This is a genomic window from Occallatibacter sp. FHG110214_02 (assembly GCF_059115385.1).
Genome location: NZ_JBZYWK010000001.1, coordinates 47,483 through 72,476 on the forward strand (window position 1 = coordinate 47,483; position 24,994 = coordinate 72,476).

Annotated in this window: 22 protein-coding genes; 13 read left to right on the forward strand and 9 right to left on the reverse strand. The window is 61.5% G+C overall.

What is annotated here, in order from left to right:
* Window positions 1-10: 10 nt before the first annotated feature.
* Window positions 11-2,641 (reverse strand): ABC transporter permease, encoded by a 2,631-nt coding sequence (locus AC5S3R_RS00185; protein WP_494264582.1) that lies wholly within the window; start codon window positions 2,639-2,641, stop codon window positions 11-13.
* Window positions 2,638-3,003, reverse strand: coding sequence for a PadR family transcriptional regulator (locus tag AC5S3R_RS00190; RefSeq protein ID WP_494264583.1), 366 nt, complete (start codon window positions 3,001-3,003; stop codon window positions 2,638-2,640). The genes AC5S3R_RS00185 and AC5S3R_RS00190 overlap by 4 nt, the downstream gene beginning before the upstream one ends.
* A 325-nt stretch (window positions 3,004-3,328) precedes the next feature.
* On the opposite strand from AC5S3R_RS00190, the gene AC5S3R_RS00195 reads away from it, so the two are divergent.
* Together AC5S3R_RS00195 and AC5S3R_RS00200 are read left to right on the forward strand one after the other, a co-directional pair.
* Window positions 3,329-3,895 (forward strand): TetR/AcrR family transcriptional regulator, encoded by a 567-nt coding sequence (locus AC5S3R_RS00195; protein WP_494264584.1) that lies wholly within the window; start codon window positions 3,329-3,331, stop codon window positions 3,893-3,895.
* A 122-nt stretch (window positions 3,896-4,017) separates the two neighbouring features.
* Complete coding sequence (locus tag AC5S3R_RS00200; protein ID WP_494264585.1) at window positions 4,018-4,800, forward strand: SDR family NAD(P)-dependent oxidoreductase; 783 nt, start codon at window positions 4,018-4,020, stop codon at window positions 4,798-4,800.
* 55 nt (window positions 4,801-4,855) lie between these two features.
* Here the strand turns inward: AC5S3R_RS00200 and AC5S3R_RS00205 are convergent, their stop codons facing one another.
* From AC5S3R_RS00205 to AC5S3R_RS00215, 3 genes are all read right to left on the reverse strand, one after another.
* Window positions 4,856-7,429 (reverse strand): ABC transporter permease, encoded by a 2,574-nt coding sequence (locus AC5S3R_RS00205; RefSeq protein WP_494264586.1) that lies wholly within the window; start codon window positions 7,427-7,429, stop codon window positions 4,856-4,858.
* Between the two features lie 295 nt (window positions 7,430-7,724).
* Window positions 7,725-9,677: an ABC transporter ATP-binding protein gene (locus tag AC5S3R_RS00210; protein WP_494264587.1), complete on the reverse strand. Its 1,953-nt coding sequence runs from the start codon at window positions 9,675-9,677 to the stop codon at window positions 7,725-7,727.
* Window positions 9,678-9,978: 301 nt separating this feature from the next.
* On the reverse strand, window positions 9,979-10,791 hold the full coding sequence (locus AC5S3R_RS00215) for a winged helix-turn-helix domain-containing protein (protein WP_494264588.1): 813 nt from the start codon (window positions 10,789-10,791) through the stop codon (window positions 9,979-9,981).
* Between the two features lie 239 nt (window positions 10,792-11,030).
* Between AC5S3R_RS00215 and AC5S3R_RS00220 the strand changes: the two genes are divergently transcribed.
* Complete coding sequence (locus AC5S3R_RS00220) at window positions 11,031-11,516, forward strand: hypothetical protein (RefSeq protein WP_494264589.1); 486 nt, start codon at window positions 11,031-11,033, stop codon at window positions 11,514-11,516.
* On the opposite strand, the gene AC5S3R_RS00225 is transcribed toward AC5S3R_RS00220, so the two are convergent.
* Window positions 11,513-12,424 (reverse strand): AraC family transcriptional regulator, encoded by a 912-nt coding sequence (locus AC5S3R_RS00225; protein ID WP_494264590.1) that lies wholly within the window; start codon window positions 12,422-12,424, stop codon window positions 11,513-11,515. The two genes, AC5S3R_RS00220 and AC5S3R_RS00225, sit on opposite strands and share 4 nt — an antisense overlap.
* A gap of 148 nt (window positions 12,425-12,572) precedes the next feature.
* On the opposite strand from AC5S3R_RS00225, the gene AC5S3R_RS00230 reads away from it, so the two are divergent.
* On the forward strand, window positions 12,573-12,929 hold the full coding sequence (locus tag AC5S3R_RS00230) for a nuclear transport factor 2 family protein (RefSeq protein ID WP_494264591.1): 357 nt from the start codon (window positions 12,573-12,575) through the stop codon (window positions 12,927-12,929).
* Window positions 12,930-12,988: 59 nt separating this feature from the next.
* Here the strand turns inward: AC5S3R_RS00230 and AC5S3R_RS00235 are convergent, their stop codons facing one another.
* Window positions 12,989-14,461, reverse strand: a complete 1,473-nt coding sequence (locus tag AC5S3R_RS00235; RefSeq protein ID WP_494264592.1) for an MFS transporter — start codon at window positions 14,459-14,461, stop codon at window positions 12,989-12,991.
* A 58-nt stretch (window positions 14,462-14,519) separates the two neighbouring features.
* Window positions 14,520-16,952, reverse strand: a complete 2,433-nt coding sequence (locus AC5S3R_RS00240; protein ID WP_494264593.1) for an ABC transporter permease — start codon at window positions 16,950-16,952, stop codon at window positions 14,520-14,522.
* Between the two features lie 204 nt (window positions 16,953-17,156).
* Between AC5S3R_RS00240 and AC5S3R_RS00245 the strand changes: the two genes are divergently transcribed.
* From AC5S3R_RS00245 to AC5S3R_RS00265, 5 genes are all read left to right on the forward strand, one after another.
* Window positions 17,157-17,513, forward strand: a complete 357-nt coding sequence (locus AC5S3R_RS00245; protein WP_494264594.1) for an ArsR/SmtB family transcription factor — start codon at window positions 17,157-17,159, stop codon at window positions 17,511-17,513.
* On the forward strand, window positions 17,510-18,076 hold the full coding sequence (locus AC5S3R_RS00250; RefSeq protein WP_494264595.1) for an SRPBCC family protein: 567 nt from the start codon (window positions 17,510-17,512) through the stop codon (window positions 18,074-18,076). The genes AC5S3R_RS00245 and AC5S3R_RS00250 overlap by 4 nt, the downstream gene beginning before the upstream one ends.
* An 11-nt stretch (window positions 18,077-18,087) precedes the next feature.
* On the forward strand, window positions 18,088-18,522 hold the full coding sequence (locus tag AC5S3R_RS00255) for a DoxX family protein (RefSeq protein ID WP_494264596.1): 435 nt from the start codon (window positions 18,088-18,090) through the stop codon (window positions 18,520-18,522).
* Between the two features lie 26 nt (window positions 18,523-18,548).
* Entirely contained in the window at window positions 18,549-18,902 is a 354-nt protein-coding gene (locus AC5S3R_RS00260; RefSeq protein WP_494264597.1) for a DUF1801 domain-containing protein, read from the forward strand.
* 79 nt (window positions 18,903-18,981) lie between these two features.
* Complete coding sequence (locus AC5S3R_RS00265) at window positions 18,982-19,896, forward strand: dienelactone hydrolase family protein (RefSeq protein ID WP_494264598.1); 915 nt, start codon at window positions 18,982-18,984, stop codon at window positions 19,894-19,896.
* Window positions 19,897-19,919: 23 nt separating this feature from the next.
* Here AC5S3R_RS00265 and AC5S3R_RS00270 read toward each other — a convergent pair whose 3' ends face one another.
* Window positions 19,920-20,864: an oxidoreductase gene (locus AC5S3R_RS00270; protein ID WP_494264599.1), complete on the reverse strand. Its 945-nt coding sequence runs from the start codon at window positions 20,862-20,864 to the stop codon at window positions 19,920-19,922.
* A 74-nt stretch (window positions 20,865-20,938) separates the two neighbouring features.
* On the opposite strand from AC5S3R_RS00270, the gene AC5S3R_RS00275 reads away from it, so the two are divergent.
* From AC5S3R_RS00275 to AC5S3R_RS00290, 4 genes are all read left to right on the forward strand, one after another.
* Window positions 20,939-21,373 carry a winged helix-turn-helix transcriptional regulator gene (locus tag AC5S3R_RS00275; RefSeq protein WP_494264600.1) on the forward strand — a complete coding sequence of 145 codons (435 nt, stop codon included), beginning with the start codon at window positions 20,939-20,941 and terminating at the stop codon, window positions 21,371-21,373.
* A gap of 146 nt (window positions 21,374-21,519) precedes the next feature.
* The gene (locus tag AC5S3R_RS00280; RefSeq protein ID WP_494264601.1) at window positions 21,520-21,930 is read left to right on the forward strand and encodes a BlaI/MecI/CopY family transcriptional regulator; all 411 of its coding nucleotides are present in this window, start codon (window positions 21,520-21,522) and stop codon (window positions 21,928-21,930) included.
* Window positions 21,927-23,348, forward strand: coding sequence for a M56 family metallopeptidase (locus AC5S3R_RS00285; RefSeq protein ID WP_494264602.1), 1,422 nt, complete (start codon window positions 21,927-21,929; stop codon window positions 23,346-23,348). Before AC5S3R_RS00280 ends, AC5S3R_RS00285 begins: the two co-directional genes overlap by 4 nt.
* 133 nt (window positions 23,349-23,481) lie before the next feature.
* The gene (locus AC5S3R_RS00290; RefSeq protein WP_494264603.1) at window positions 23,482-24,990 is read left to right on the forward strand and encodes a Do family serine endopeptidase; all 1,509 of its coding nucleotides are present in this window, start codon (window positions 23,482-23,484) and stop codon (window positions 24,988-24,990) included.
* Window positions 24,991-24,994 lie beyond the last annotated feature (4 nt).

A 24,994-nucleotide genomic window follows, 5' to 3' on the forward strand; every position in this document is an offset into this window, starting at 1 on the left:
CGCGTGTGCGCTACTCGGTGCGGAGTGCCTGCATGGGGTCGAGCTGCGAGGCTCGCCATGCGGGGATGAGGCAGGCGAGGATGGCGACGGACAGCAGTGTGATGGCTACGATTGCGAAGACGGTTACGTCGAGTGGCTGCGTGCCGTAGAGCAAGGAGCGTACGAAGCGCGCTGTTGCCACGCTTGTTGCGAGTCCTATGGCTAATCCGGCGAGGGCGGGCTTGAGGCCGTCGGTCAGCATGAGGCGCAGCACTTGCCGGCGCTGTGCTCCGAGAGCCATGCGGATGCCTAGCTCGGTTGTTCGCTGCGTCATGAGGTAGGAGAGCACGCCGTAGAGTCCGACCGAGGCGAGCACGAGCGAGAGGATGGCGAAGGCGAGTACGAGCGAGGCCATTAGCTGGAGGTCGCCGAGGGATTCGCCGACTACCTGCCGCATGGTTAGCACGTCAGAGACGGGCAGCTCGGAGTCGAGTGCGGCTATCTGTTTTTGTACCGGGACGGAGAAGAGCAATGGGTCGCCGGCGGTGCGTAGGACGAGCGTGCCGTGGAGGACGCTGCCTTCAAGCTGCTGAAAGTACATAGTGGGTTGCGGAGGCACGCCGGGCTGGTGCAGCGTGTCGGCTACTACGCCGACGATTTCGTATTCCGCGTCGCTCCATAGCGGGACTTTCAGGTGCTTGCCAACGGGATCTTCTCCGGGAAAGCGTTTCTGTGCAAAGGTGTGATTGATGATGACCTTGTTGCCGCGATGTTCGACGTCAGTGTCCTGGCGGGTGAAGAAGCGTCCGCTGAGGAGTGGGATTTCAAGTGCGCGGAAGTAGTTTGGATCGGCTCTGCGAACCAGCGCTCCGCGTAGTTCTTCGCCGGGTGTGCGTGGATGTTCGGGAATGGTGTAGATGTCCCATTCCACTTCGCCGGTACCGGGTACGGTTTCGCCGAGGCCTGTGGCTTGTACGCCGGGCAGGGCGGAGAGGCGGTCGAGCAGGTTTTCGTGGAAGGCAGTGACCTTGTCCGGCGTGTCGTATTTCTGTTTGGACAGACTGTAGGACATGGTCAGGACGTTGTCTGTTGCGCAGCGCAGGTCTGTGGAGCGGAGTTGCAGGAAGTTCTTCAAGAGCAGGCCGGAGGCTACGAGCAGAATTACGGTTGCCGCGATTTCAATGGTGAGTAATCCCTTGCGGAGCGCGGCGCGTGAGAGGCTTCCGCCGACTGTGCGCGCGGAGGCTTGCAGGGCTGCGAGTACAGGCTTGCCGGTGGAGGAGATGGCGGGCAGCAAGCCGGCTAGCAGTGCGGTTAGGAATACGAGGGCACAGGCAAAGCTGAGGACTACGGCATCGATGGGGAAGTCGTCTGCTTTGGGCAGGTCTTTCCATGTGGCGATCATCCACTGCGTTGCGGCGATGGAGAGCGCTACACCGATTGCGCCTCCGGCGAGGCAGATGAGTACGCTTTCCATCAACTGGCCGCGGATGAGTGTCCATCGCTGTGCGCCGAGAGCGCCGCGAATGGCGACTTCTTTTTGGCGCGCTGCGCCGCGGGCTACCAGCAGGTTGGCCACGTTCAGGCAGCCGATGAGCAGGATGCACGCGACGGCGCAGACGAGCAGCAATAGCGGCTGCTTGACGTCCTGCGCAAGGTCTTCATTGAGTGTGCGCGGGATGGCGGCTTCGCTTACAGCCTGGTCGAGGTGCTCGGTGTGCAGGCGCGATTGCACGGCGCTTACCTGTGCGACAGCATCGGCGAGGCTTACGTTGGGGCGCAGGCGCGCGATGACATGCGACTGGTGATAGGCGTGGTTGTGCAGGTATTCGGGCGGCGTTACGGATTGATAGGGCACCCATAGCTGCACGCGTTCTTCGGGATAGCGGAAGGAGCGCGGCAGGATGCCGATGACGGTGTAGGGTTTGGAGTCGAGGCGAATCTGCTGGCCGAGAATGGCGGGGTTGGCTCCGAAGCGGCGCACGAAGATGTTCCATGTGAGCACGACGAGGTTTGCGCCCCAGCGGTCTTCTGTTTCGGTGAAGACGCGGCCCAGCGCGGGTTGCACGCCGAGCAGCGGGAAGAAGTTGGACGTGGCTGCGCTGGCGGCTACTTTTTCCGGCATGTCGGCGTGTTCGCCACTGAGGTTGAACTGCCATGAGGTCCACGCGGCCATGTCGGAGAATCCGTGTGTTTCGGTGCGCCAGTCGAGGTAGTCGCCGGGTGAGACTGGGGCATATTCAATGGGAGACTGGGTAAGCCGGAAGCGTTCGTAGACCATTACGAGGTTAGCGGGATCGCGGAAGGGGAGCGGCTTGAGCAGTACGGAGCGGACGATGGTGAAGAGCGAGGTGGATGCGCCGATGCAGAGCGCCATGACGCCGATTGCGATGAGTGAGAAGCCGGGCGTGCGCAGGAGGGTGCGCGTGGCATAGCGGAGGTCGCGAACGAGCGTATCCACGAAGGCGATGGAGTTCTGCTGCCAGAGCTGTTCGCGGATGGCTTCGGGGTTGCCGAGCTTGATGTGCGCCTGGCGTTGCGCTTCTTCCTGTGGCATGCCGCGGGCCATGTTTTCGGCGGTTTCTTCGGCCAGATGGGTTTGTAATTCTTCGATTAACTCGGAGTCGGAGCGGCGGCGAAGGAGGAATTTATGCCAGTTCATTGTGCGCCTCCGGTGCCTGAAGGCTCTTCGCCCATTACGAGGCCGATGGCGCGGGTCATCTGGCGCCAGCGGCTGGTTTCGCGGACCAATTGCTTTCTGCCGGTTGCGGTGAGCTTGTAGAACTTTGCTTTGCGGTTGTTTTCGCTGACGCCCCAGTAGGAGGAGACCCACTTGCGGTCTTCGAGGCGGTGCAGGGCGGGATAGAGGGAGCCCTGCTCGACTTCGAGAACGTCTTCGGAGGTGTGCTCGATGACTTTGGCGATGGTGTGGCCGTGGGCGTCGCCGCCGATGAGCGTACGCAGAATCATCATGTCCAATGTGCCTTTGAGCATTTCGCTGTCGGGTTGGGTCTTTTGGGGCATTGGGTTCTCCACTAGAAGTTCTATGGGAGAGAATCATACACCACTCGAACATCTATGGGAAGGGGGGGCGGGGTACAGGGTACGGGGTGTAGGGTACAGGGTTTTAGATATAGGGCGAAAGACTATATAAAGCAAAAACTGTAAAGGGCGGAAGACTGTAAAGGGAACCGCAGATCCTTCACTCCGCCTACCCCACGAACGATACAACCGTTCGCGGGGCCCCCGAAGCGCTTCGTTCAGGATGACACTGCTTGATTTTGTGAGGGAGTTAGCGGTATGGGGTTGGGTAGTTGACTGGCTAGACAGTTATTTGTAGGATTAAGTTATGCCCAGGCCTAGGAGTGACGAGAAGCGGAGCGCGATTCTGGAAGCTGCGACACGTGTGATTGTGGCGCAGGGGCTGGGTGCGCCTACGGCGGGCATTGCGAAAGAGGCCGGTGTGGCCAATGGGTCGCTCTTTACCTACTTTGAGACCAAGGCGGAGCTTTTTAACCAGCTTTACCTTGAACTGAAGGGGGAGATGGCGGCTGCGGCTACGAAGGGGCTCCCGGAAGATGCGGAGCTGCGGGAACAACTCTTTCATATCTGGCAGAACTGGATGAACTGGGCTGCGCGCTTTCCGGAAAAGCAGCGGGTGCTGGCTCAGCTTGGCGTGTCTGACGAGCTTACGCAGGCTACGCGTGAGGAAGGCCACAAGATTATGGCCGTGATTGGCGGGTTGACGGAGCGGATTCGCACACGGGGGCTTATGCGCAATGTTTCACGGGCTTTTGTGGGGGCGCTGATGAACTCGGTTGCCGAGGCGACGATGGATGACATGGTGAAGAATCCGGGCAATGCGAAGAAGCATTGCAAGGCAGGATTTGAGGCGCTGTGGAGGATGCTGGCGTGATTTTTTATGCTTGGTTGATGACTGTCTGGACAGACATTTATCAAGAGCAGCAACATGCCTGAACACAATCAACGGCGATGACCGAGTGCATTGCCATAACCAGAAGTGAGAGGAGCAGGAAGATGACGGAAGCGAATGGGACAAGCAGGGCGGCGAAGATTGCCATTGTTACGGGAGGCAGCCGCGGGATTGGGCGCAATACGGTGGAGAGCCTTGCGCGGCGCGGCGTGAATACGATCTTTACCTATCACACGCATGGACCGGATGCGGAGGCTGTTGTTGCGGCGGTGAAAGCGGCTGGCGCGCGGGCGGTGGCGTTGCAACTGGATGCGGGGAATGTGGCTTCCTTTGATGCGTTTGCTGAAAGCGTAAAAGGCGCTCTGGCAGAGCTTGGCGCGGAGCGGTTTGATTTTCTGGTGAACAATGCGGGGAACAGCCATCGCAATATGCCGTTTGAGACGGCGACGGAGGAAGAGTTCGACAGCATTTGCAATGTGCACTTCAAAGGGGTTTTCTTTTTGACGCAGAAGCTGTTGCCGCTTATCAACGATGGCGGACGGATTATCAATATCTCGACGGCGAGGACGCGGCTGAGCTCGCGGGGAGGCGCTGTTTATGCGTCGATGAAGGGCGGGGTTGAGGTGTTTTCGCGGCATCTTGCACTGGAGCTTGGGCCGCGCCGGATTACGGTGAACGTGGTTGCTCCGGGCGCGGTAGCTACCGATTTCAGCGGCGGGATTGTGCGGGATAATCCGGCGGTGAACAAGATGGTTGCCGACCATACGGCGCTGGGCCGGGTGGGGCAGCCGGAAGACCTTGGTCCGGTGATTGCGGGGCTGCTCTCGGATGAGAACGGCTGGGTGAATGGGCAGCGGATCGAGGTTGCGGGCGGAGTGGTGTTGTAGTTATTGAATCCCATGCACGCCGGGGAGGGCTTGGGCTTGGCGTGCATGGGGTTTGTTACGCGATGCGGAGTGCTTCCATGGGCTCGACTCCGGCGGCGCGGCGGGCGGGGACTATGGAGGCTACGAGCGCAGCGGCTGCCAGCAGGAGGGTTGCGCCAGCGAGCATGACGGGGTCCCACGGGCTCACGTCGAAGAGCTGGTCCTTCATCAGCTTTCCGGCGAGGATGGCGAGGGGGATTCCAATGGCAAGGCCGATGCCGACCTGCCAGAGGGCTCCGCGCATGACCATGCGAATGACGTTCCAGCGGTCGGCGCCGAGGGCCATGCGGAGTCCGATTTCGTTGGTGCGCTGTTCTACGGCATAGGAGAGGACGCCATAGAGGCCGATGGCGGCGAGGGTGAGTCCGAGCGCGCCGAAGAGCGTGGTGAGCGTGGCAATCATATTTTCCTGATGGAAGTTGTTACTGATGACCTCGCTGTAGGGGGTGACGTCGTTGACGACGATGGTGGGGTCTACGGACGCGATGGCTTTGCGGACCTGTTGCTCCATATCCGCGTGGGTGCCGGGGGCCCAGATAACGATGTTGCTGAGGAAGTGGGAGTAGCTTTCGCCGAGGCGGAAGGTGGGGTCGTCATAGCTGGTGACGGTTTGTGTTTCCGAGGGCCAGAACATGGGGCGCACGGGGTCTTTGAAGTCATAGGACATGTAGCGGATGTCTTTGACGACGCCGACGATTTCATAGGTGGATGCGTAGCGGAGGCGGTCGATGCCGAAGTGCTGTCCGATGGGGTTCTGGTGGTTGGGGAAGAACTTTTTGACGAAGGCTTCGTTTACGACGGCGACGTTGATGGTGCTGGCGGTGTCGTCCTCATTGATGGAGCGGCCAAGGATGATTTTGGATCCGATGGTCTCAAAGAAGCCGGGCATGACGCGCGCCCAGCCTGCGCCAGTGTCTTCCTTGGGATTGGGCTCGGGGCGGCCCTGGATGCGGATGCCTTCGTTCCAGCTATCGCCGCTCATGGGGGCGTAGAGGACGGGGGCGACCATGCGGACGCCGGGAATTGCACGGATGTTGTCGTCGATGCGGCGGAAGATTTGCTCCATCTGCTCCGGCTTGAGGGTGCCGAGCGTGGGGTTCATGTTGACGAGATAGCGGCCCTCGGTCTCAAAGCCGAAGTTCTGATGCTCTAGGTTGGTGAGGCTCTTGGCGAGGAGGGCCGCGGCGGAGAGCAGGATGAGGGACATGGCGACTTGCGTGATGACGAGGGATTTCTGCGTCCACGAGCTGCCGCCGCCAACGGAGCGGTTGGCTCCGCGAAGGGCTTCGACGGGGTCGGCATGGGAGGTCATCCATGCGGGAACGGTGCCGAAGAGAATGCCGGTGAGAATGGAGACGCCGAGGGTGAAGAGAAGCACGGGCCATGAGGGCGTAGCGCTGACGGGGACGAAGTTGCGGCCGTTGCTGCCGATTTCAAATGCGAGGTAGAGGATAAGGCGCGTTCCGGCGTAGGCGACGGCGATGCCGAAGAGTCCGCCGATGACGGCGAGCAAGACGCTTTCGACGAGGGCCTTGCGGACGAGGCGGTAGCGCGAGGCCCCGAGTGCGACGCGAACGGAGACCTGCTGGCGCTCGCGGAGTCCGCGGGCGAGCATGAGATTGGCGAGGTTGCCGCAGGCGACGAGGAGGACACATCCGGCGGCGATGAGCAGGAGCCTGAGAGCGTCTTTGTAGCCGTCGCGCATGTCGGCTACGCCGGCGTCACCGGGTACGAGGCGGACGAACTGGCTCTGCCAGAGCTGCTTTTCGCCGGGCTCCATGTCGGCAACGTGGCTGGCGAGCCAGTTGTGGAAGATGACGCGGAGCTTGGTTTCAAGGGCCTGGGGGTTGGTTCCGGGACGGATGCGGCCAAGGAGGTCGAGGTAGTTGGAGTTGGCGCGGCGCAGGTGGGAGATGTCGTAGCCGAAGGCGTCCTCGGCGGTGAGGGGGAGCCAGAAGTCGGGCATACCCCAGCCGGAAAGCTTGGCTCCGTAGAAGCCGGGCGGGGTGACGCCGATGATGGTGAAGGGATGTCCGTTGATCTGGAAGGTTGAGCCGATGACGGAGGGGTCGGAGGCGTACTTGGTTTGCCAGGCGCGGAAGCTTATGACGGCGACGAGCGGTGCGCCGGATTTGTCATCGCTGTCCGAGGTGAGGCGGCCCGCCCAGGGCTGGATGCCGAGGGTGCGGAAGAAGTTTCCGGAGACATATTGGCCGTTGTAAGTGTCCACGGGGGCGTTGGAGCCTGCGCGGCGGACGCCGAGGGCCACATTGCCGGCCTGGAGGGCGGCGAGGTCAGCAAATTCGGGGGCGTGGTCGCGGAAGTTGTGGTAGGCCTCCCAGGAGAAGAGCGCGAAGTCGCCGTCTTCGCCCTGGTTATATCCGCCCCAGTTGCAGCAGCGGTTCTTATCGCCGATGCGGTAGAGCTCCTCGGGCTTGGTGACGGGGAGCGACTTGAGCAGGACCTGGTGGACCAGCGTGAAGATGGCTGTGGTGGCTCCAATGCCAAGGGCGAGGGTGATGACTACGGTAGCTGTGAATCCGGGGGCTTTCCGCAATTGCCGTATCGCGTCGCGCAGGTCTGCCAGCATGGCACTCTCCTTAACAAGTGGCTTTTTCTGGTCCCGAGGAATAGTTTCCGATGTACATAGGAACGAAAGCACGGCGGTTGCCGTTCCCGGGAAATGTATGGTCGCGGGAAATAAGGGGGTTAGGCGGAGAGGTAAGCGGCGGTTTTGTCCGAAATCAGGATTGGATGTGCGGAAATGGACAGGGATGAGCGTGATTGCTTGCGCTCATCCCTGTTGTGTGGGTGTTTGACTGGTGGTAAAAACGTTCCTCAGGGGCTGAAGCCCGTACCCTTCCATGCGATTCGACAGCGATGGCCTAGTCGGCGACGGCGGTGTCGGGTTCGTCGAGGCTGGGCTCGCTGTCGAAGGGGTTTTCTCCTTCTACGATGAGGCCGAGGGCCTGGCGCTCGAAGAGGCGGCGATAGGTGCCGCCTTCGCGTTGCACCAGTTCTTCGTGCGTTCCCTCTTCGACTACCTTGCCGCGGTCGAAGACGAGGATGCGATCGAGCATGCGCACTGTCGAGAGACGGTGCGCGATGACGATGGAGGTTCGGCCAGTCATCAGGCGCTCCATTGCTTCCTGAATCAGGGCTTCCGATTCGGAGTCGAGGCTGGAGGTGGCTTCGTCGAGCACGAGTACGGGCGTGTTGGCTAAGAATGCACGCGCCAATGCTACGCGCTGTCGCTCGCCGCCGGAGAGCTTGACGCCGCGTTCGCCTACCAGCGTGTGATAGCCCTTGGGCTGGCGCTGGATGAACTCGTGCGCGTTGGCAAGGCGAGCGGCGCGCTCGATTTCGGCTAGCGATGCGTTGGGTTTTCCGTAGGCGATGTTTTCGGCCAGCGTGCGGTGGAAGAGGATGGGCTCCTGCGGCACGAGCGCTAATTGTGCGCGCAGGGAGGCCTGCGTGACGTGCGCGGTGTCCTGCCCGTCGATGAGGATTTTTCCGCCGCTTACGTCGTAGAGGCGGTGCAGCAGCTTTACGAAAGTTGTCTTGCCGGAGCCGGAGTGGCCGACTAAACCGACGCGCTCGCCGGGGCGGATGCGCAGGGTGAAGTCGCGGAAGAGCGGTTCGGTTTGCGCGCCGTAGCGGAAGCTGATGTGGTCGTAGAGAATTTCTCCGCGATGAACGTGGATGGGCTTGGCGTCGGCACGGTCGGCGACGCCGAGAGGCTGCGACTGGAAATCGACCATCTCTTCCATTTCATTGGCGCAGCGCTGCAGGTTGCGGACATGCTGGCCGATGTCGCGCAGGTAGGCGTGCACGATGAAGTAGCTGGTGAGGACGAAGGCCATGTCTCCGGCGCTGGCGCGGCCATGCCACCAGAGCCACACGGCATAGGCGAGCACGAGCGTACGCAGGCCTTGCAGAAGAAGCATCTGGAAGCTGCCGTTGCGCGTGGCGTGTATCCATGTGCGGAAGGTGCGGCTGTTCCACTTGTCGAGTACCTTGGCGAGACGGAAGTCTTCGCGCTTTTCCGCGCCGAAGGATTTGACGACGGCGTTGCAGGTGATGGCGTCAGCCATGGCGGCACCGATGCGCGTGTCCTGTGCGTTGGAGAGGCGTGCGGCTGGCGCGACATAGTAGAGCGAGAGCGCGATGGAGATGGCGATGTAGACGACGGAGCTGGCCACGACGACGAGGCCCATGCCCGGCCAGCGCAGGCCGAGGATGAGAGCCGAGCCGATGAGCACGAGCAGCGCGGGCAGCATTTCGATGAGCAGGATATCGTTGATTAAATCGACGGCCCAGATGCCGCGAGTGATGCGGCGGACGATGGCTCCGGCGAAGTTGTTGGCGTGCCAGTCGGTGGAGAATCGCTGCACGCGCCAGAAGGCGTCGCTGGCGAAACGGGTCATGAGCCGCAGCGTGAGGCGGGTGATGGCGGCCAGGCCGATGTAGCGCAGCACGGCGAGCGTGATGCCGAGGAGCGCCATCATGGAGATGGCGACGATGGCGTCATGCAGGGCTGTGGAGTGGGCTGCTGTGTCGTGCGCGGCGGCATGCGTGATGCCGAGGAGCGCCATCATGGAGATGGCGACGATGGCGTCATGCAGGGCTGTGGAGTGGGCTGCTGTGTCGTGCGCGGCGGCATGCGTGGCTACGGCATCGACGAGCTTGCCGGAGTAGATGGGCATGAACAGGTCCGCGGCTGTGGCGGCGACCATGCAGAGCGCTACCCAGAAGATGAGCCACTTTTCGCGCAGCCAGTGGCGGAAGAGGAAGGCCAGCACGTCACGGATAACGTTTTTGCTTGAATGTTTACTCATAAAAAGACTCGCTAAAGGAGCACAGGCCAAGAGGCACAAAGGCCATGGCTGGTTCCGATGAATCAATAAGGTGGAGAGAGATGAGGCGTGCCGGAAGCCGCCCTCAGACTGCGCTGAAGACCTTCAAACCAATCTGGAAGAGGGTTCTAGCTGCGCGAGACGTCGGGAAGGAACGCGGCCGAGGTCTTGGGATCGCTGGGCATATTGGGTGTCTTCATGGTTCCTTCCTTTCGTCGAAATGTGTAGAGCACTAGCTTAGCAGAGTTTTGGATTTTTGCGCCTGGAAAATGGGCGGAATGGATTATGGCCGGGATACTGGTTTGCCCGGGCCGGCTCCGATGGAGGCGTTGAGCGCTTTCGTAACCTGCCCGGCAATATCATCCTGAACCATCAAGATGTCGCGGAATGGACGGTCATAGGTTTCGGTCCAGATGACGAATCCATTGTCGGCGCGAACCAGGCGCGCGGCCACTCTTACTGTCGAGCCGGATTTACGTACGCTGCCGTCGAGTATGTAGGCCACTCCCAGATTTTTTGCGATATCCCCGATAGATACCTGCTTGCCTTTGAAATAAAAGGCCGAGGTGGGTGGCGGCACGTGCAGGTCAGGAATCTTGCTGAGCTTGTCGATTAACTCTTCTGTCATACCGTCGGCAAACTCTTCTTCCTTCATACCCTCGGTGAGGTCGAGGAATGGAAGCACGGCAATGGATTTTTGCAGCGGAGTCGCAGCCGCGGGCGATGCCTGGTGCTTGTTGACTCCGTGCGCGAGAAAAAACCAGGTTGCAAGGCCAACGAGGAGAATGATGGCGACAAGGGCGATTTTCAGGGAAATGTTTGGATGAGTGAGCCAGCGGTTTTTCACGGCTGGAGGCTGCTCCGTTTGCTTGTCTGCGCAGGAACCAACGGCTGCTACAAGGCGGTATCCCAGCCTTGGGACGGTGGCAATATATGTGGGCTGCTTTGGATCGTCGCCGAGCAGGCGGCGGAGCGAAGCGATGGCCTGGTAGACCGAGTCCGGCGAAACGGCAACCTCGGGCCATACTTCGTGGAGCAGGCCGTCGATGCTGACTACTTCGCCGGGATGCGCGGCGAGGCATAGCAAAAGGCGCATGCTGCGCTCGTCCAAGCGGGAAGCTTCTTGTGCACGCCAGATCTGGCCTGACGCTGGATCGACACACCATTTGCCAATGCGGAGCTTTGCCGGATGTTCCATGCGGGAGCTTTCAGAGAGATTCAGAACGTTTCAGGCCTGATTCAGAACTTATTAGAGCTTACTGGCTATCGTAAACCTCGGCACATTGCAGCCGGCTGGATTGGCTGCGCCAATACAAAGCGAAGCGAGGATGGCAAATGGCGGAAGATACCCTGACGGGGCAGGCACGGAATAGGAATGTTTTTCAGGCGATTCTGGCGGGAGGGCTAATTGCGGGCGCGTTGGATATTACACAGGCTTGCGTGCTTTTTGGGTGGGATATTCCGCTCTCGATTGCCGGGGGATTGATAGGGCCGCAGGCTGTGCATGGAGGCGCGGCGACGTATGCGCTTGGGGTGTTGCTGCACTTCTTTATCGCGCTCAGCTTTTCGGCTTTTTACTATGTGGCCAGTCGAAGGCTTCTTTTCCTGGTGGAGCATCCGCTGGTGTGTGGGCTGGTTTATGGAGCCGCGGTGGAAGAGGTGATGAACCTGGTGGTTTTGCCGCTCTCCGCATTGCACGCGAGAGGGCCATACGAGTTGCATGACCTGATTGTTGGGTTGCTGGTTCACATGGTCGTTATCGGGCTGCCGATTTCTTTCAGCATCCGGCGGTTTGCCGGATTCAGGAGTGTGGCGGCTTAGGCATCGGAATGGGCGAAGTGTTTGGGAGAGCGTCCGACGGCTCGGGTGAAGGCGGTACTGAATGCGCTGGAGGACTGGAAGCCGATTGCCAGGGCGATTTCGCCGATGCTCTGCCTGCCGAGGCGCAGGGCATCTTTGGCTAATGCCATTCGCCAATGCTGCAGGTATTCGATTGGGCCTGTTCCGACGATTTTGCGGAAGTGGGCGGCGAAGGTGGAGCGCGAGACTCCGCAGAGACGCGCGAGGGTGGAGACGGTCCAGTTATGCGCCACGTTTGCGTGCATGGCAGAGAGAGCGCGTGACGTGATGGGGTCGGAGAGACCGGCGAGCAGGCCGGTTTGCTCGGGGTTTATCTGGAGCGCCTGGTTGCGAAGAATTTCTACCAGAATCAGTTCCATGAGGCGGATGATGACGAATTCGCCGCCGGGGCCAGGCTGCAGGGACTCTGCTTCGTTCATTTTCAGCAGGGCGCGCACACGCCATGAGGAGGCATCCCCGGCGGCGACGTGGACCAGCGAGGGAAGCAAGCCGGTCAGCAGGTTTTCATTGGCTGTGTCGAAGAGAAAACGGCCTCCGCGCAGGATGGCTGGGGATTCTGTGCCGTCGCCAAGCTGCAGCGCGAAGTTGTTTGTGGAGGAGACTACGGCTTCGCTGTCTTCGGGCACGATGGATGGGTCGGAGGTGAGCGTGAAGGGGGTTGAGGTGCGGACCAGTACGAAGTCGTCGGCGTGGAGGTGTACCGGAGCGAGGTTTGGACGGGTTAACTGGCACTCGCCTTGTTGCACCCAGCAGAACAGCAGGTCATTGCGCTGGTGAAAGGAGACTCCCCATCGGCCTGCGGCGTTTATCCCGGCCCATAGGGTGGCCTGGGGGCGGAGCAGATGGATGAGGTCGAGAAATGGGTCCATGTGGATTGGACGATAGATAAATGAATACGGATTACCTGTTATCGACTGTACGGAATCTTCGGCCTATCTTGAGAAAACGTGGAGGCGCGGAATGGGCGCTTTTGGACGGAATTTCAAGAGAAGCACGGCAGAAAAGGATGGTCTTTTTATGAACATAGATGCGCTGCAACAGACGTGGAAGTCGTATCAGGACGCCTGGGCGGATATTTCCGTGGCGGAGCGGGAACGGCTGCTTCGCGCAAGCGTGGCGGAGGAGGTTGTGTACACCAATCCGACGAGCGAGGGGCAGGGTTTTGGCAATCTTGTGGAGCATGTTGGGGAGTTTCAGAAGCAATTTCCGGGGGCATATTTCAAGAGCAACAAGCTGATTGCGCAGCATGGGCAGCTCTTGTCGGAGTGGACGATGTTCAACAAGGATGGGTCGGAGTTTCTTACGGCTCATAGCTATGCCCGGTTCAATGAGCAGGGGTTGTTGACGCATCTGGCGGGCTTTTGGAAGTTGTAAGGGATGCTTTGCAGGCAGGGGCGGGGCCGGCAGTTGGGATGCTGGCCCCGTTTTAGTTTTTAGTGGTGATCTTCGAGCAGGTGGGCTACGCGTTCGGTGGTGGCGTGGGCCCACGGGGTGGTGGAGGCGATGCCTAGCACCAGAACGGCTGCTCCGCTGGCGGTCATGGCCCACCAGATGGCGTGGGTGGCGGTGGGGAAATCGGTGCCGTGGGCGTGGCTGATGGCTACTACCGTGCCGGAGACGGCTACTCCGAGGGCTGCGCCGACCTGGCGGCTGGTGGAGGCGATGGCTGCGGCTACTCCGGCTTGCGAGAGCGGCATGCCTGCGACGGCGCTGTTGGTGATGGCGGGGTTGACCATTCCCAGTGCTATGCCGAAGAGGGCGTAGGCGGCGAGGAGCCAGGGGATGGAGGTCTGGTGGTCGAGGCCGGTGAGCATGAGGGTGCTCAGGAGGAACGCGATGCCTGCGGTGAGCAGGGAGGGGCGCGGGCCGTGGCTGGCTACGAGGCGGCCTGACCACGGGGCGCAGACAATCATGGCGATGGCCAGCGGCAAGGTGAAGAGGCCGGTGTGGAGGGCGGAAAATCCGCGTGCCTGCTGGAGATAGAGCGTGTTGAGGAAGAGAAATCCGGCGAAGCAGGAGAAGGCGCTGAGAGCAAGGAGCGTGGCGCTTGAAAAGGGAATGCTTTGGAAGAAACGCAGGTCGAGAAGCGGGTCCTGATGGCGTGCGAGGCGGCGTGGTTCGTAGAAGAGGAAGGCGAGGAAGGCCGCGGCGGCTGTTGCGAAGAGGCCGAGGATAAGGGGCGAGGTCCAGCCGGAGTGTGGGCCTTCGATGACGGCCCATGTGAAGGTGGCGAGGGTGAGGAGGACGAGTGCTTGTCCGATGGGGTCGAAGGCGCGTGCGCGGGCGGCTTTGGATTCCGGGATGAAGCGGGCGGCGAGCAGCGCGGCGGTGATGCCAATGGGGACGTTGATCCAGAAGATGGAGGGCCAGCCGATGGCTTGCGTGAGCGCTCCGCCGATGAGCGGGCCGACGCCGAGCGAGAGGCCTGCAACTGCTCCCCAGATGCCTACGGCGCGTGCGCGGGCTTTGCGATCGGGGAAGGCGTTGGCGATGATGGAGAGCGCGACGGGGTTGAGCATGGATGCGCCGAGGCCTTGCAGGGCGCGGAAGGCGATGAGCTGCTCGATGGTGGCGGCGCGGCTGCAGAGCAGCGAGCCGAGGGTGAAGACGGCGAGGCCAATCTGGAAGACGCGGCGGCGTCCGAAGCGGTCGGACATGGAGCCGGCGAGCATGAGGAAGCTGGCGACGACGAGGGTGTAGGCGTCGAGAATCCACTGGAGGCCGGCGAGGCCGGCGTGCAGGTCGTGCTGAATGGCGGGGAGCGCGACGTTGACGATGGTGACGTCCATGCCGACGATGAGCAGGCTCATGCAGCAGATGGCGAGGATGAAGTTGGGGTGCGTGGAATGCTTCGCGGGTGCGCTCGCGGGAGTTGCGGGGGAAGATTGGTTTTCTGTTTTTTGCAAAGTGTCTCCACCCGTAGAGATGCGGGTGGAGACGGAAGGATGGAAAAGCTGCGGAGGCTTATTCTTCGCGCAGCAGGATCATGGGATTCACGGCTAGCGCATGGCGCGCGGGAATCCACGCGGCCACCAGTCCAACAATCAGCATCGACAAACTCACGCCAATCAGCACGAGCGGGTCTTTTGGCGTGGCCTGGTAGACGATGGACGACAGCACGCCCGTAGCCAGGACGCCCAGGATGATTCCGGCAAGGGTGCCAACTGCCAGCAGGCGGAAGGCTCGTCCGAGGGCTGCGCCCAGCACTTCGCGGCGGTTGGCTCCGAGGGCGATGCGGATGCCCAATTCGCGCAGGCGCTTGGTGACGGCGTAGGAGGCCATTCCGAAGATGCCCGTGACGGCGAGCATGGCTCCGAGCAGGCCGAGCACGCCGAGAGCTACCGTGGCTACGCGTGCGGGGAAGAGCGCGGTATCCATTTCGGTGTTCCAGCTTGAGAGCGTCAGCGGCAGCGAGGGGTCGAGCTTGCGCAATGCCTCATGCAGCGGGCCGGCGATTTCCTGCGGGTCGTGCTGGGTGCGGACTACGAGCCAACTGTTTGTGGATGGCTGCTGCAGGAAGGAGTAGAACATGGCGGGTTCCTGATTTTCGGTCAGGCTTTCGTACTTGCCGTCTTCGACTACTCCGATGACGAGAACGCGGGTGCCACCCCAGACTTTGTAGTGGTTGCCGACGGCTTTTTCTACGGAGCCGAAGACTTTGCGGGCGAATTCGCGATTAATGACGGCGACAAGCGGGGCGTCTTTCTTGTCGTCGAGCGTGAAGTTGCGGCCAGAGATGAGGGACGTTCCGGCGGCGTGTAAGTAGCCGGGAGAGACGTTGAACTGCTGGGCATCGCCGATGGCGTTGGAGCCGCGGAAATCAGTTGTGCTGTCGGCGAAAACGGTTGATGCGTTGCCGCCGATGCTGAGCGGGAGGCGGTCAATGTAACCCGCTTCTGACACACCGGGAATGGCGGTGGCGGCATCGATCATGCGCTGCTGCATCTGCGCTCTCTGGTCGCCGTCGTAGCCGCTCATGTGCAGATCAGTGTGTGCCAGCATGACGCCTTGCGGGTTAAATCCGTAGCTGCTGCTGAGGGAGCGCGCGAGTCCGCGCACGGCCACGAGTGATGCAGTAATGAGCACGGCGCAGATGGCGATTTGCAGGCCGAGCAGGGCGTCGCGGAAGGTGAAGCGGCGGGCGCGGCCTGTGTTGATGGAGCCGGAGCGGATGATTTGCCACGGGTCGGCCCTGAGCACCTGCCGCACGGGAACGAGTCCGAAGAGGAAGCCGCTTACGAGGGCGAGGAGGAGGGCCAGCGCGTAGGTTTTTACGTCAGGATTGACGGGCACGTTGATGGGGATACCGGGGATGGGGCGCCAGGTGCTGAGGATGCGCAGAATCACGACGGCTCCGGCCATGCCGAGCGCTCCGCCTGCCAGCGAAATGAGAACTGCTTCGGTGAAGAGCTGGCGCAGGATAAGTTTGCGCCGCGAGCCAAGGGCCATGCGCACGGCGATTTCCTTGGCGCGGTCGGCGGCGCGTGCAGCAAAGAGGCTGCCGAGGTTGGCGCATGCGGCGAGAAGGATGAGGCTTGAGAGCAGCATCATTCCAGCCATGAAGGCGCGGGCGGGTTTGCCGAGGGCATCGCCGACGAGACCGGGGTGCGCCAGGGTGAATTTCAGATTGTCATCTTCCTTGGGATAGGCCTTGGCGAGCGAAGCGGCGATGGTGTTCAGGTCCGAAGTGGCGGCTTCGGGGGTGACTCCCGGCTTGAGGTGGCCGATGATCCATGTGAAGTGGTCGCCGCGTTCGTTGAGCGGGTCCCAGCCGGTGATTTGCGGCTGGTTCATGATGTCGGCCCAGAAGTCCGGCGCGAAGAAAAGCTCGGTGCCGCGGAAGTCGGGTTTGGCTACGCCGATGATGGTGTAGGGATGCTTGTTGACCTGTACGGTGCGGCCTACGGCTGCGGGGTCGCTGTTGAAGCGGCTGTGCCAGTAGGCGTAGCTGAGCACGATGTAGGGCACGCTGTTTTTGCCGTGCTCGTCGGAGGCGTGGAGGAAGCGGCCAAGGTAGGGCTGCTCGCCGAGCGCGTCGAAATAATTGCCGGTGACGAGGTAGGGCCACACGACGGAGGGGCTGCCGCTGCCGGTGTCGAGGCCGACTCCTCCGGTAATGTTGTCCGCGACGAGGGAATCGAAGCTGCGGTTGCGGTCGCGGAGGTCGAGGTAATCGACAAAGGATTGCGAGGGGGAGGGCTGCCCGTTGTAATCGCGCTGCAGCATGAAGAGGCTTTCGGCGTGGGGCACGTTCAGCGGATGCAGGACGAGTGCGTTGAGCACGCTGAAGACGATGGCGTTGGCGCCGATGGCGAAGGCCAGCGTGAGCACGGCGGTGATGGCGAATCCGGGTGATTTGCGCAACTGGCGCAGTGCAAGCCGTAAATCGGAGTTCATGCGATTCCCTCTACATGGCTGGATTCCAGGTTCTTTTATCCCTGCTTGCTTTGTTATCCAGATATACGCCTGTTGGAGTGCCGTGGTTCCAGAAAACTTGATTGTGCAGGAAAAATCGGCCGCATTTTCGGCCAGACAGGAATTTTTTGCGAAATTCGATTATATACCTTTACATGTATATTCCGTTTACGGTATATACATGACATGGAATCTGCATTTGAAATTCTTGCCGAACCCAATCGCCGCGCAATCCTGAGCCTCCTGGCTTCGTCCCAGCAGTCGGTTGGAGAGATTGAGCGGCAGCTTCGCATGCCGCAACCCACCGTATCCAAGCACCTGCGCGTGCTGCGCGAGGCCGGCTTTGTGGAATCCACGGTGGATGCGCAGCGCCGTCTCTACCGTCTCAAGCCGGAGCCGCTTCAGGAAGTGGATGTCTGGCTCGCGCCATTCCGCCGGTTCTGGTCCGCGCATGTGGATGCCCTGGAGCGCCACCTTGACCACATGGAGGAGCCTGCCGTGGCGAAGAAGAAGAAAAAAGGAAAGAAAGGGAGGGGAAAATGAGCAATCGCGAGCAGTATGTGCCGGGCCCGGCCAGCGGGGCGGAAGTGCAGAAGGATGGAGACGAGTGGACACTGGTTCTTGCCAGGGAACTGCGCCATTCGCCGGAAAAAGTCTGGCAGGCGTTGACCGATCCGGAGCATTTGCACGAATGGGCTCCCTTTGAAGCCGATGGAAGCCTCGGCACGGCTGGAGCGGCGGTGCAGCTTACCACGGTGGGAGCGCCCAACGCGCCGGTTTCCCAGACAACCGTAACGCGGGCGGATGCGCCCAGGGTACTTGAGTACAACTGGGGCGCGCAGCAGATTCGGTGGGAACTGGAGCCGCTTGGCAAGGGCACGCGGCTGACGCTGTTCCACAACATCCACCGCGGATTTATCTCCATGGGCGCTGCCGGATGGCACATCTGCCTGGATGTGCTGGATTTTCTGCTTGCCGGAGCTCCCATTGGCCGCATTGTTGGCGGGGACGCGATGCAGTTCGATTGGCCGCGGCTGAATGTGGAGTACGCAAAACAGTTCGGCGTGGAGCCGCCTAACTGGCCGCCGAACGCACCGAAGAGTTGAGGAGAAACAAGATGGAATCGACTTTGCAGAATCGTGCTCTTACTGCCGGGAGCGTCCCTAAAGCCACGACTATCCTCTATTGGGTTGTCACACTGCTCTTCTGCCTGGAGATGAGCTTTACCGCATGGTACGAGCTTGAGCGCCTGCCGGAAGCGGCGCAGGCTTTTACGCGTCTCGGCTTTTCTGCGGACTACTTCCGGGTGGAGCTTTCATGGGCCAAGGTCGCAGGGGTGGCGGCGCTGCTCATCCCCGTGGTTCCTGCGCGGCTCAAGGAGTGGGCCTACGCCGGTTTCGCAATCGACCTTGCCTCGGCGCTTATCGCCCACCTCTCGCTGGGGGAAGGCCGGGCAGCATGGGGTCCGTCGGCCATTACCAGCGTGCTTTGGGTGCTCTCCTACTTCTTCTGGCGTCGCCTTCCGGTTGCAGACTGCGCTGAACGCAGCTAAATTTAGGTGCGAAAGCTGGAGGGCTTATGAAAAAGCCTGCGGCGGCAGAATTGGCCTTCGTGGATGCTGCTTCTACTAAGACTGACGCGAAGATTCAGCAGGTCGGCGACTGGCGTGGAGAAGTGCAGGCCAAGATGCGCGCGATTATCCACAAGGCGGACGCGGAGATTGTGGAAGAGTGGAAATGGGCGAAGGCGACCTCGCCGGGCGTTCCGGTGTTTTCGCGTGGCGGCATTGTTTGTACGGGTGAGACGTATAAGAGCGCGGTGAAGCTGACGTTTGCCAAGGGGGCTTCGCTGCCGGACCCTGCGGGCTGTTCCATGCGGGGCTTGAGGGGAATGTGCGCCGAGCTATCGATATTCATGAAGGTGAAACGGTGAATGAGGCGGCGTTGAAGGAGCTGGTTCGCGCGGCGGTGGCGCTGAATCTTGCAGGGAAGAAAAAGAGATAGCGGAGGGAATGATGGAGCCGAAGGAAACGAAGCTGCCCGGTGAGGCGATTGCGCTTTACAACGAGTTTATTCATGGAGACATTAGCCGTCGGGCGTTTATGAGCGGCGTGCAGAAGCTGGCGATTGGCGGGCTTACGGCGGCGGCGATTGTGGAAGGGCTGATGCCGAAGTATGCGGAGGGGCAGCAGGTTTCTCGCACCGATGAGCGGATTAAGGCTTCGTACGAGACGGTGGATTCGCCGCAGGGGAATGGGAAGATTCGCGGATATTTTGTGCGGCCCACCAGCGCGGACACGCGAGAGGCTAAGCCGGCGAAGCTGCCGGGGATTGTGGTGATTCACGAGAATCGCGGGCTGAATCCGCATATTGAGGACATTGCGCGGCGGCTGGCGCTGGCCAACTTTATGGCCTTTGCGCCGGATGGGCTGACTTCGCTGGGCGGCTTTCCGGGCGATGACTACAAGGGCGGGCAGTTGTTCAACAAAATCGACAAGGGAAAGATGTTTGAGGATATGGCCGCGGCGGCGCTGTGGCTGAAGGCGCGGCAGGACGGCACGGGGAAGATCGGCGTGACGGGGTTCTGCTATGGCGGCTCCACCTCCAATGCGCTGGCGGTGCGGCTGGGTGCGGATTTGTCGGCGGCGGTGCCGTTTTATGGCGGGCCTCCGCCGGAGGGGGATATTCCGAAGATTAAGGCGGCGGTGCTGGTGCATCACGGCGAGCTGGATACGCGACTGGCGGCGACGTGGCCCGCGTATGACAAGGCGCTGACGGCGGCGGGGGTTCCGCATGAGGGGTATATCTACCCCGGAGCCGTGCATGGGTTTAACTGCGATGCGACTCCGGAGCGGTATAACAAGCCTGCGGCGGATTTGGCCTGGGGGCGCACGATTGACTGGTTTAACAAGTACGTGCGCGGGTAGGACGGAGCCGCGGCTTATTGCGTTCAGATTTGGAAGGGGATGCCGGTGAGGCGCTCGGCTTCGCGCCAGAGGCGTTCGGCGTCGGCTGCGTTCTGGGCGCGGGGCGGAATCTGCACGCGGGTGGGGTATCCCTTTAACTCAGCAGGGCCGTTGGGGCCGTAATACCCGCCGGACTCGGCTTCGGGAGCGGCGGCGTAGAGCGTGGGCAGCGCTCCCATGGGTGCGTCCTGCGAAAGAAACGGCTTGAGGATGGCAGACAGGATGTGGAAGACGGAAAAGCCCGTGCCGGGGCCGCTGGTCTGGAGATTGGTGATGGCGTAGCCGGGGTGCGCCGAGGTGACGAGGACCGGAGAGCCGATGCGGGTAAGGCGGCGGTGCAGTTCCAGCGCGAAGAGGGAGTCGGCCAGCTTGGATTGGCCGTAGGCCTGCCCCATGGGACTGTAGCGCTGCTCGCTCTGGAGATTGTCGAAGTCGATTTTGGCCATCTTGGTGATGGAGCTGGAGACGACGACGATGCGGCTGCCTGCCTGCGGACGGACATGGGGGTAGAGCAGCGCGAAGAGCGCGAAGGGTCCGAGGAAGTTGGTGGCAAACTGGCGCTCGAAGCCGTCCACGGTGAGCTCGCGCTGGGGGATGGCCATGACGCCGGCGTTGCTGATGAGCAGGTCGATGGACGGGCCGGGGTATACGCTGGAAAACCACGACGCGAACTGGCGGACGCTGGCCTGCGAGGCCAGGTCGAGCACGGCGGGAACGAGGTGGGCGCTGGGAATTTCGCGACGGATGCGGGCGATGGCGTCGTTGGCCTTGTCCATGGAGCGGGCGGGGAGGATGACTTCCGCGCCTTTGCGGGCCAGCTCGCGGGCGGTCTCGAAGCCGATGCCGGAGTTGGCTCCGGTGATGAGTACGCGGCGGTTGGCTTGGCTGGGGACGCGGTCGGCGGTCCATTTTTGCGTTGTCTGCGACATAGGGCGAGTATTCTTGGCTCAGTATCTGTTGGCAATAAGGCACCTTTCTGGCGTGTACTTACCTGGAGGTAACAATGAATCGAGTGGACTGGGAGGCCGCCAACGCAATCTGCGAGAGGCTTTCGCCGGATCAGGATGTGCTGGTGCGGGAGATTGTGACGCAAATCTCTGAAAAATGGACGCTTTGGGTCATGTCCGTGCTGGCTGAGGCCGGGGAGCCGATGCGGTTTTCGCGGGTGATGGAGCACGTGGAGGGCATCAGCCAGAAGTCGCTGACCAAGACGCTGCGGCAGTTGGAAAAGGGTGGGCTGGTGACGCGGATGGTCTTTCCGGAGGTTCCGCCGAGGGTGGAATACAGTATTACCGAGCTTGGCGAAGAGCTTTTGGTTCAGCTACATCCGGTGTGGCTGTGGACGGTGGCCAACGTGGAGCGGTTTGAGGCGGCACGGGCGGGATATGCCGGTAGCGGGCGGAAGAATCCGTGGACGGAGCCGCGGGTGGCTGTCTGAAGCTGTCTGAAAAAGATTGCCGGGTGGAGCGGATTTTTTTGCCAGCCGTGGGGCGGTTATGGTAACTAAATCATTAGTTAGATCGTCTATTTCTTCAGGACGGGGGCGCAAGCGGCTCCGCCCGGACTGGTAACTGGTTTTACGGAATGCCTCCTAAGCCCTCCAATACGCTGACGCCCGCAGAGCTGCGGTTGATGAAGATTCTCTGGACGCGCGGCGAGTCTGCGGTGGCGGACATTGCCGCTGCGGCCTCGGAAGACGGGCCGCTGGCTTATACCTCGGTGCTGACGACGGTGCGCATCCTGGAGCAGAAGGGCTATGTGACGCACCGGCAGCAGGGGCGGGCGTTTCTTTATAGCCCGTGCGTGGCCGAGCAGGAGGCTAGCCGGAGCGAGATTCGGCATGTGCTGGAGCGGTTCTTTGGCAACTCGCGGGAGCGGCTGGTGTTGTCTCTTTTAGGAGATGACGAGATGAGCCCCGAGGAGCTGCGGCGGCTAAAAGAGTGGATTGCGCAGGCGTCTGACGACGAGAACGTTGGCGGAGGGCGGGCGCGATGAACGAGCTTGCAGGCATGATGGATGTGCTGACCGGGAGTGCGGCTTCTGCGCTGGTCTCTGCTGTGTGGCAGGGTGCGTTGCTGGCGCTGATGGTTTGGGCCTGCCTGCGGTTTGTGCCGGGCCTCGGTGTTCCGGAACTGCCCGCGGCGGCGCGGTCGGTGGTCTGGCTCTGCGTTTTTGTGCTGCTGGTGGGGTTGCAGATTGCTCCGATGGCGCTGCATGGCGGGGCTTCGCCAATGTTTGCGGAAAAAGCTCAGCCGGTCTTTCATCTCGATCCCCGGTGGAGCGTGGTGCTGGCGGCGCTTTGGCTGGCGGCTTCGGCGGTTCGCGCAGCGCAGTTGGTGCAGGGAGTTCTACATCTGCGGCGGCTGACGGCTGGCTTGACGGAGGTTCCGCAGGATGCGGAGCTGGCGGCGGTTCTGGAAGAGGCTTCGGCGGGGCGCAGGGTGCGGCTTTGCACCAGCGATGCGATTGCGCGGCCCAGCGTGATTGGGTTCTTTCAGCCGCGGGTGCTGATTCCGGCCAGGCTGCTGGGTGAGCTTTCTGCGAACGAGATGCGGCAGGTGCTGACGCATGAGCTGGAGCATCTGCGGCGCGCCGACGACTGGACGAACCTGTTGCAGAAGGTGGCGCTGGTGGTTTTCCCACTGAATCCTGTGCTGGCCTGGGTGGAGCGGCGGCTGTGCGCGGAACGCGAGCTGGCTTGCGATGACCGCGTACTGGCTGCTGGTGGCGGGCGCAAGGCTTATGCGCTTTGCCTGACGCACCTGGCGGAGTTTGCGCTGCTGGAGCGGGGTTTCTCGCTGGTGCTGGGTGCGTGGGAGCGCCGTCCGGAGCTGGTTCGGCGCGTGCATCGGATTTTGAGCGCGCCTGCGCAGGCTATGAATCGCAGAGCGGCGCTGGGTGTGAGCGGCGGCGTGCTGGCGGCGGCGGTTTGCGGAGCTGTGGCGCTGGCGCATGGTCCGCAACTGGTGAGCTTTGGGCCCATGCCGACTATGGCTCAGAGTACGGAGCCGGTTTCTGGCATAGTTTCAGAACGGCGCGCTTTGCATGAGGGAACGGCTGTGCCTCGGCTTGTGGGTGCTTCAGTGGTGATGGAGCGGCATTCTGTGGTTAAGCCGGTTGCAGTGGTTTCCCACTCTCGCGCCGGAAGGAAGGCGCAAGAATGCGGCACGGTGACTGCGGTGGCCAGGGCAGCACGTAAAGTTGCCGCGCCTGAGGTGAAGCTGGCCGGGTTGCGGATTCCTCCTCCGCCGGGCAACGATGCGTTGCTGGTGATGACGGAGTGGAACGACCTGGGCGGTGCGCAGAAGATGATGCTGACGGAGTTTCACGAGCAGCAGCAGAAGAAGCCAGCCGCGGTTCCGGCGGTGTACCTGGTGGTTACGCCGAACGGCTGGCTGATTGTGCAGATTTAGTTGGATGAATTTCTGGGGCGCGGCTCGATTGCGCTCCTAAACCTGAAACGGAAGCTGAAATAAACCAAGAGAAACCTCAACTGGGAGTGGAACCATGCGCGTGACAACTAATGAATTAGTTTCAAAAGGAAAGATGTTTGCGGCACCTGCCGCTGTGGCGGGAGCCTTTGCTTTGGGAGCTGTGCTGTTTACCGGGCACGGCTCGGTTTTTGCTGCCTCCGGAGCCGGGGTTTTGAATACGGCTTCGCCGCTGGATGAGCAGTCGGTTTCAGCACTCACGGCGCTGGATAAAGCGATGGAAGAGCTGACCAGCCGCGTGGAGCCCGCCGTGGTGAACGTGTCCGTGACGGCGAAGCAGGAAGGCGGCGGAGACGATGCGCAACTGCAGCAGATTCCTCCGCAACTGAGGCAGTTTTTTGGCGGCATGGGGCAGCAGGGTCCGCAGATTGAGCACGGCATTGGCTCGGGCGTGATTCTTACGCCGGATGGCTACATTGTGACCAACGCGCACGTGGTGAATGGCGCGGTGCAGGTGAAGGTGACGCTGCATGACCGGCGTATTCTTGCGGCGAAGGTTGTTGGCGTGGATAAGCTGACTGACCTGGCCGTGATTAAGGTGGAGGCAACGAATCTGCCGACGATTGCGTGGGGCGACTCCTCGAAGCTGCGGACCGGGCAGACGGTACTGGCCTTTGGCAGCCCGTTTGGGTTGAGCGGCACGATTACGCGCGGCATTGTGAGCGCGGTGGACAGGCCGAATCCCTTTGCGGCGGAGGATGCGCGCAAGCCGGGCGGGTATATCCAGACGGATGCGGCGATTAACCCCGGCAACTCTGGCGGTGCGCTGGTGAATGCGCGCGGGGAGCTGGTGGGCATCAACACGGCGATTCTTTCCGAGAGCGGCAGCTTTGCCGGTGCGGGCTTTGCGATTCCTTCGCAGATGGTGCGCTCCACGGCGGAGCAGTTGATGAAGCACGGCAAGATTGAGCATGGCTACCTTGGCATCAGCCTGAATGACGTGACGCCGGAGAATGCTTCGTTCTTCAACGTGCCGGATGCGAAAGGCGCGCTCATTGCGCAGGTGGTACCGGATTCGCCGGCGAGCAAGAGCGGGCTGCACCAGGGCGACGTAGTGCGGCAGGCGAACGGGCAGACGGTGGATACGGGCAGCGCGCTGCAGTTGGCCGTGAGCCAGATGCAGCCGGGAACTCCGCTGAAGCTGGATGTGCTGCGCGAGGGCAAGCCGGTAACGGTGAACATGACCGTAGGCCAGTACAAGGCGAGGACGGACGAGGCAAGCAACAGCGGCGATGCGACGCAGCAGAAGGGCCGCATTGGGCTGGCGGTTGCCGACCTTGATGACGACACGCGGCAGCAGTTGCGCGTGCCGCAGAGCGTGAAGGGTGTGGTGGTGCAGGAGGTGCGTCCCGGTAGTCCCGCGGAGGATGCGGGGATTCAGCAGGGAGATGTGATTCTGGAAGTAAACCGCAAGCCTGCTACGTCCGCGAGTGAGGTTGTTGGGCAGATTCACGCAAGCCCGGCAGGTAAAGATATGCTGCTGCTCATCTGGTCGCGTGGTGGCGCGAGCTATCGCACGGTGCATCCGGATGCTTCGGGAAGTGGGGAGCAGTCGGGGCAGTAAGAGA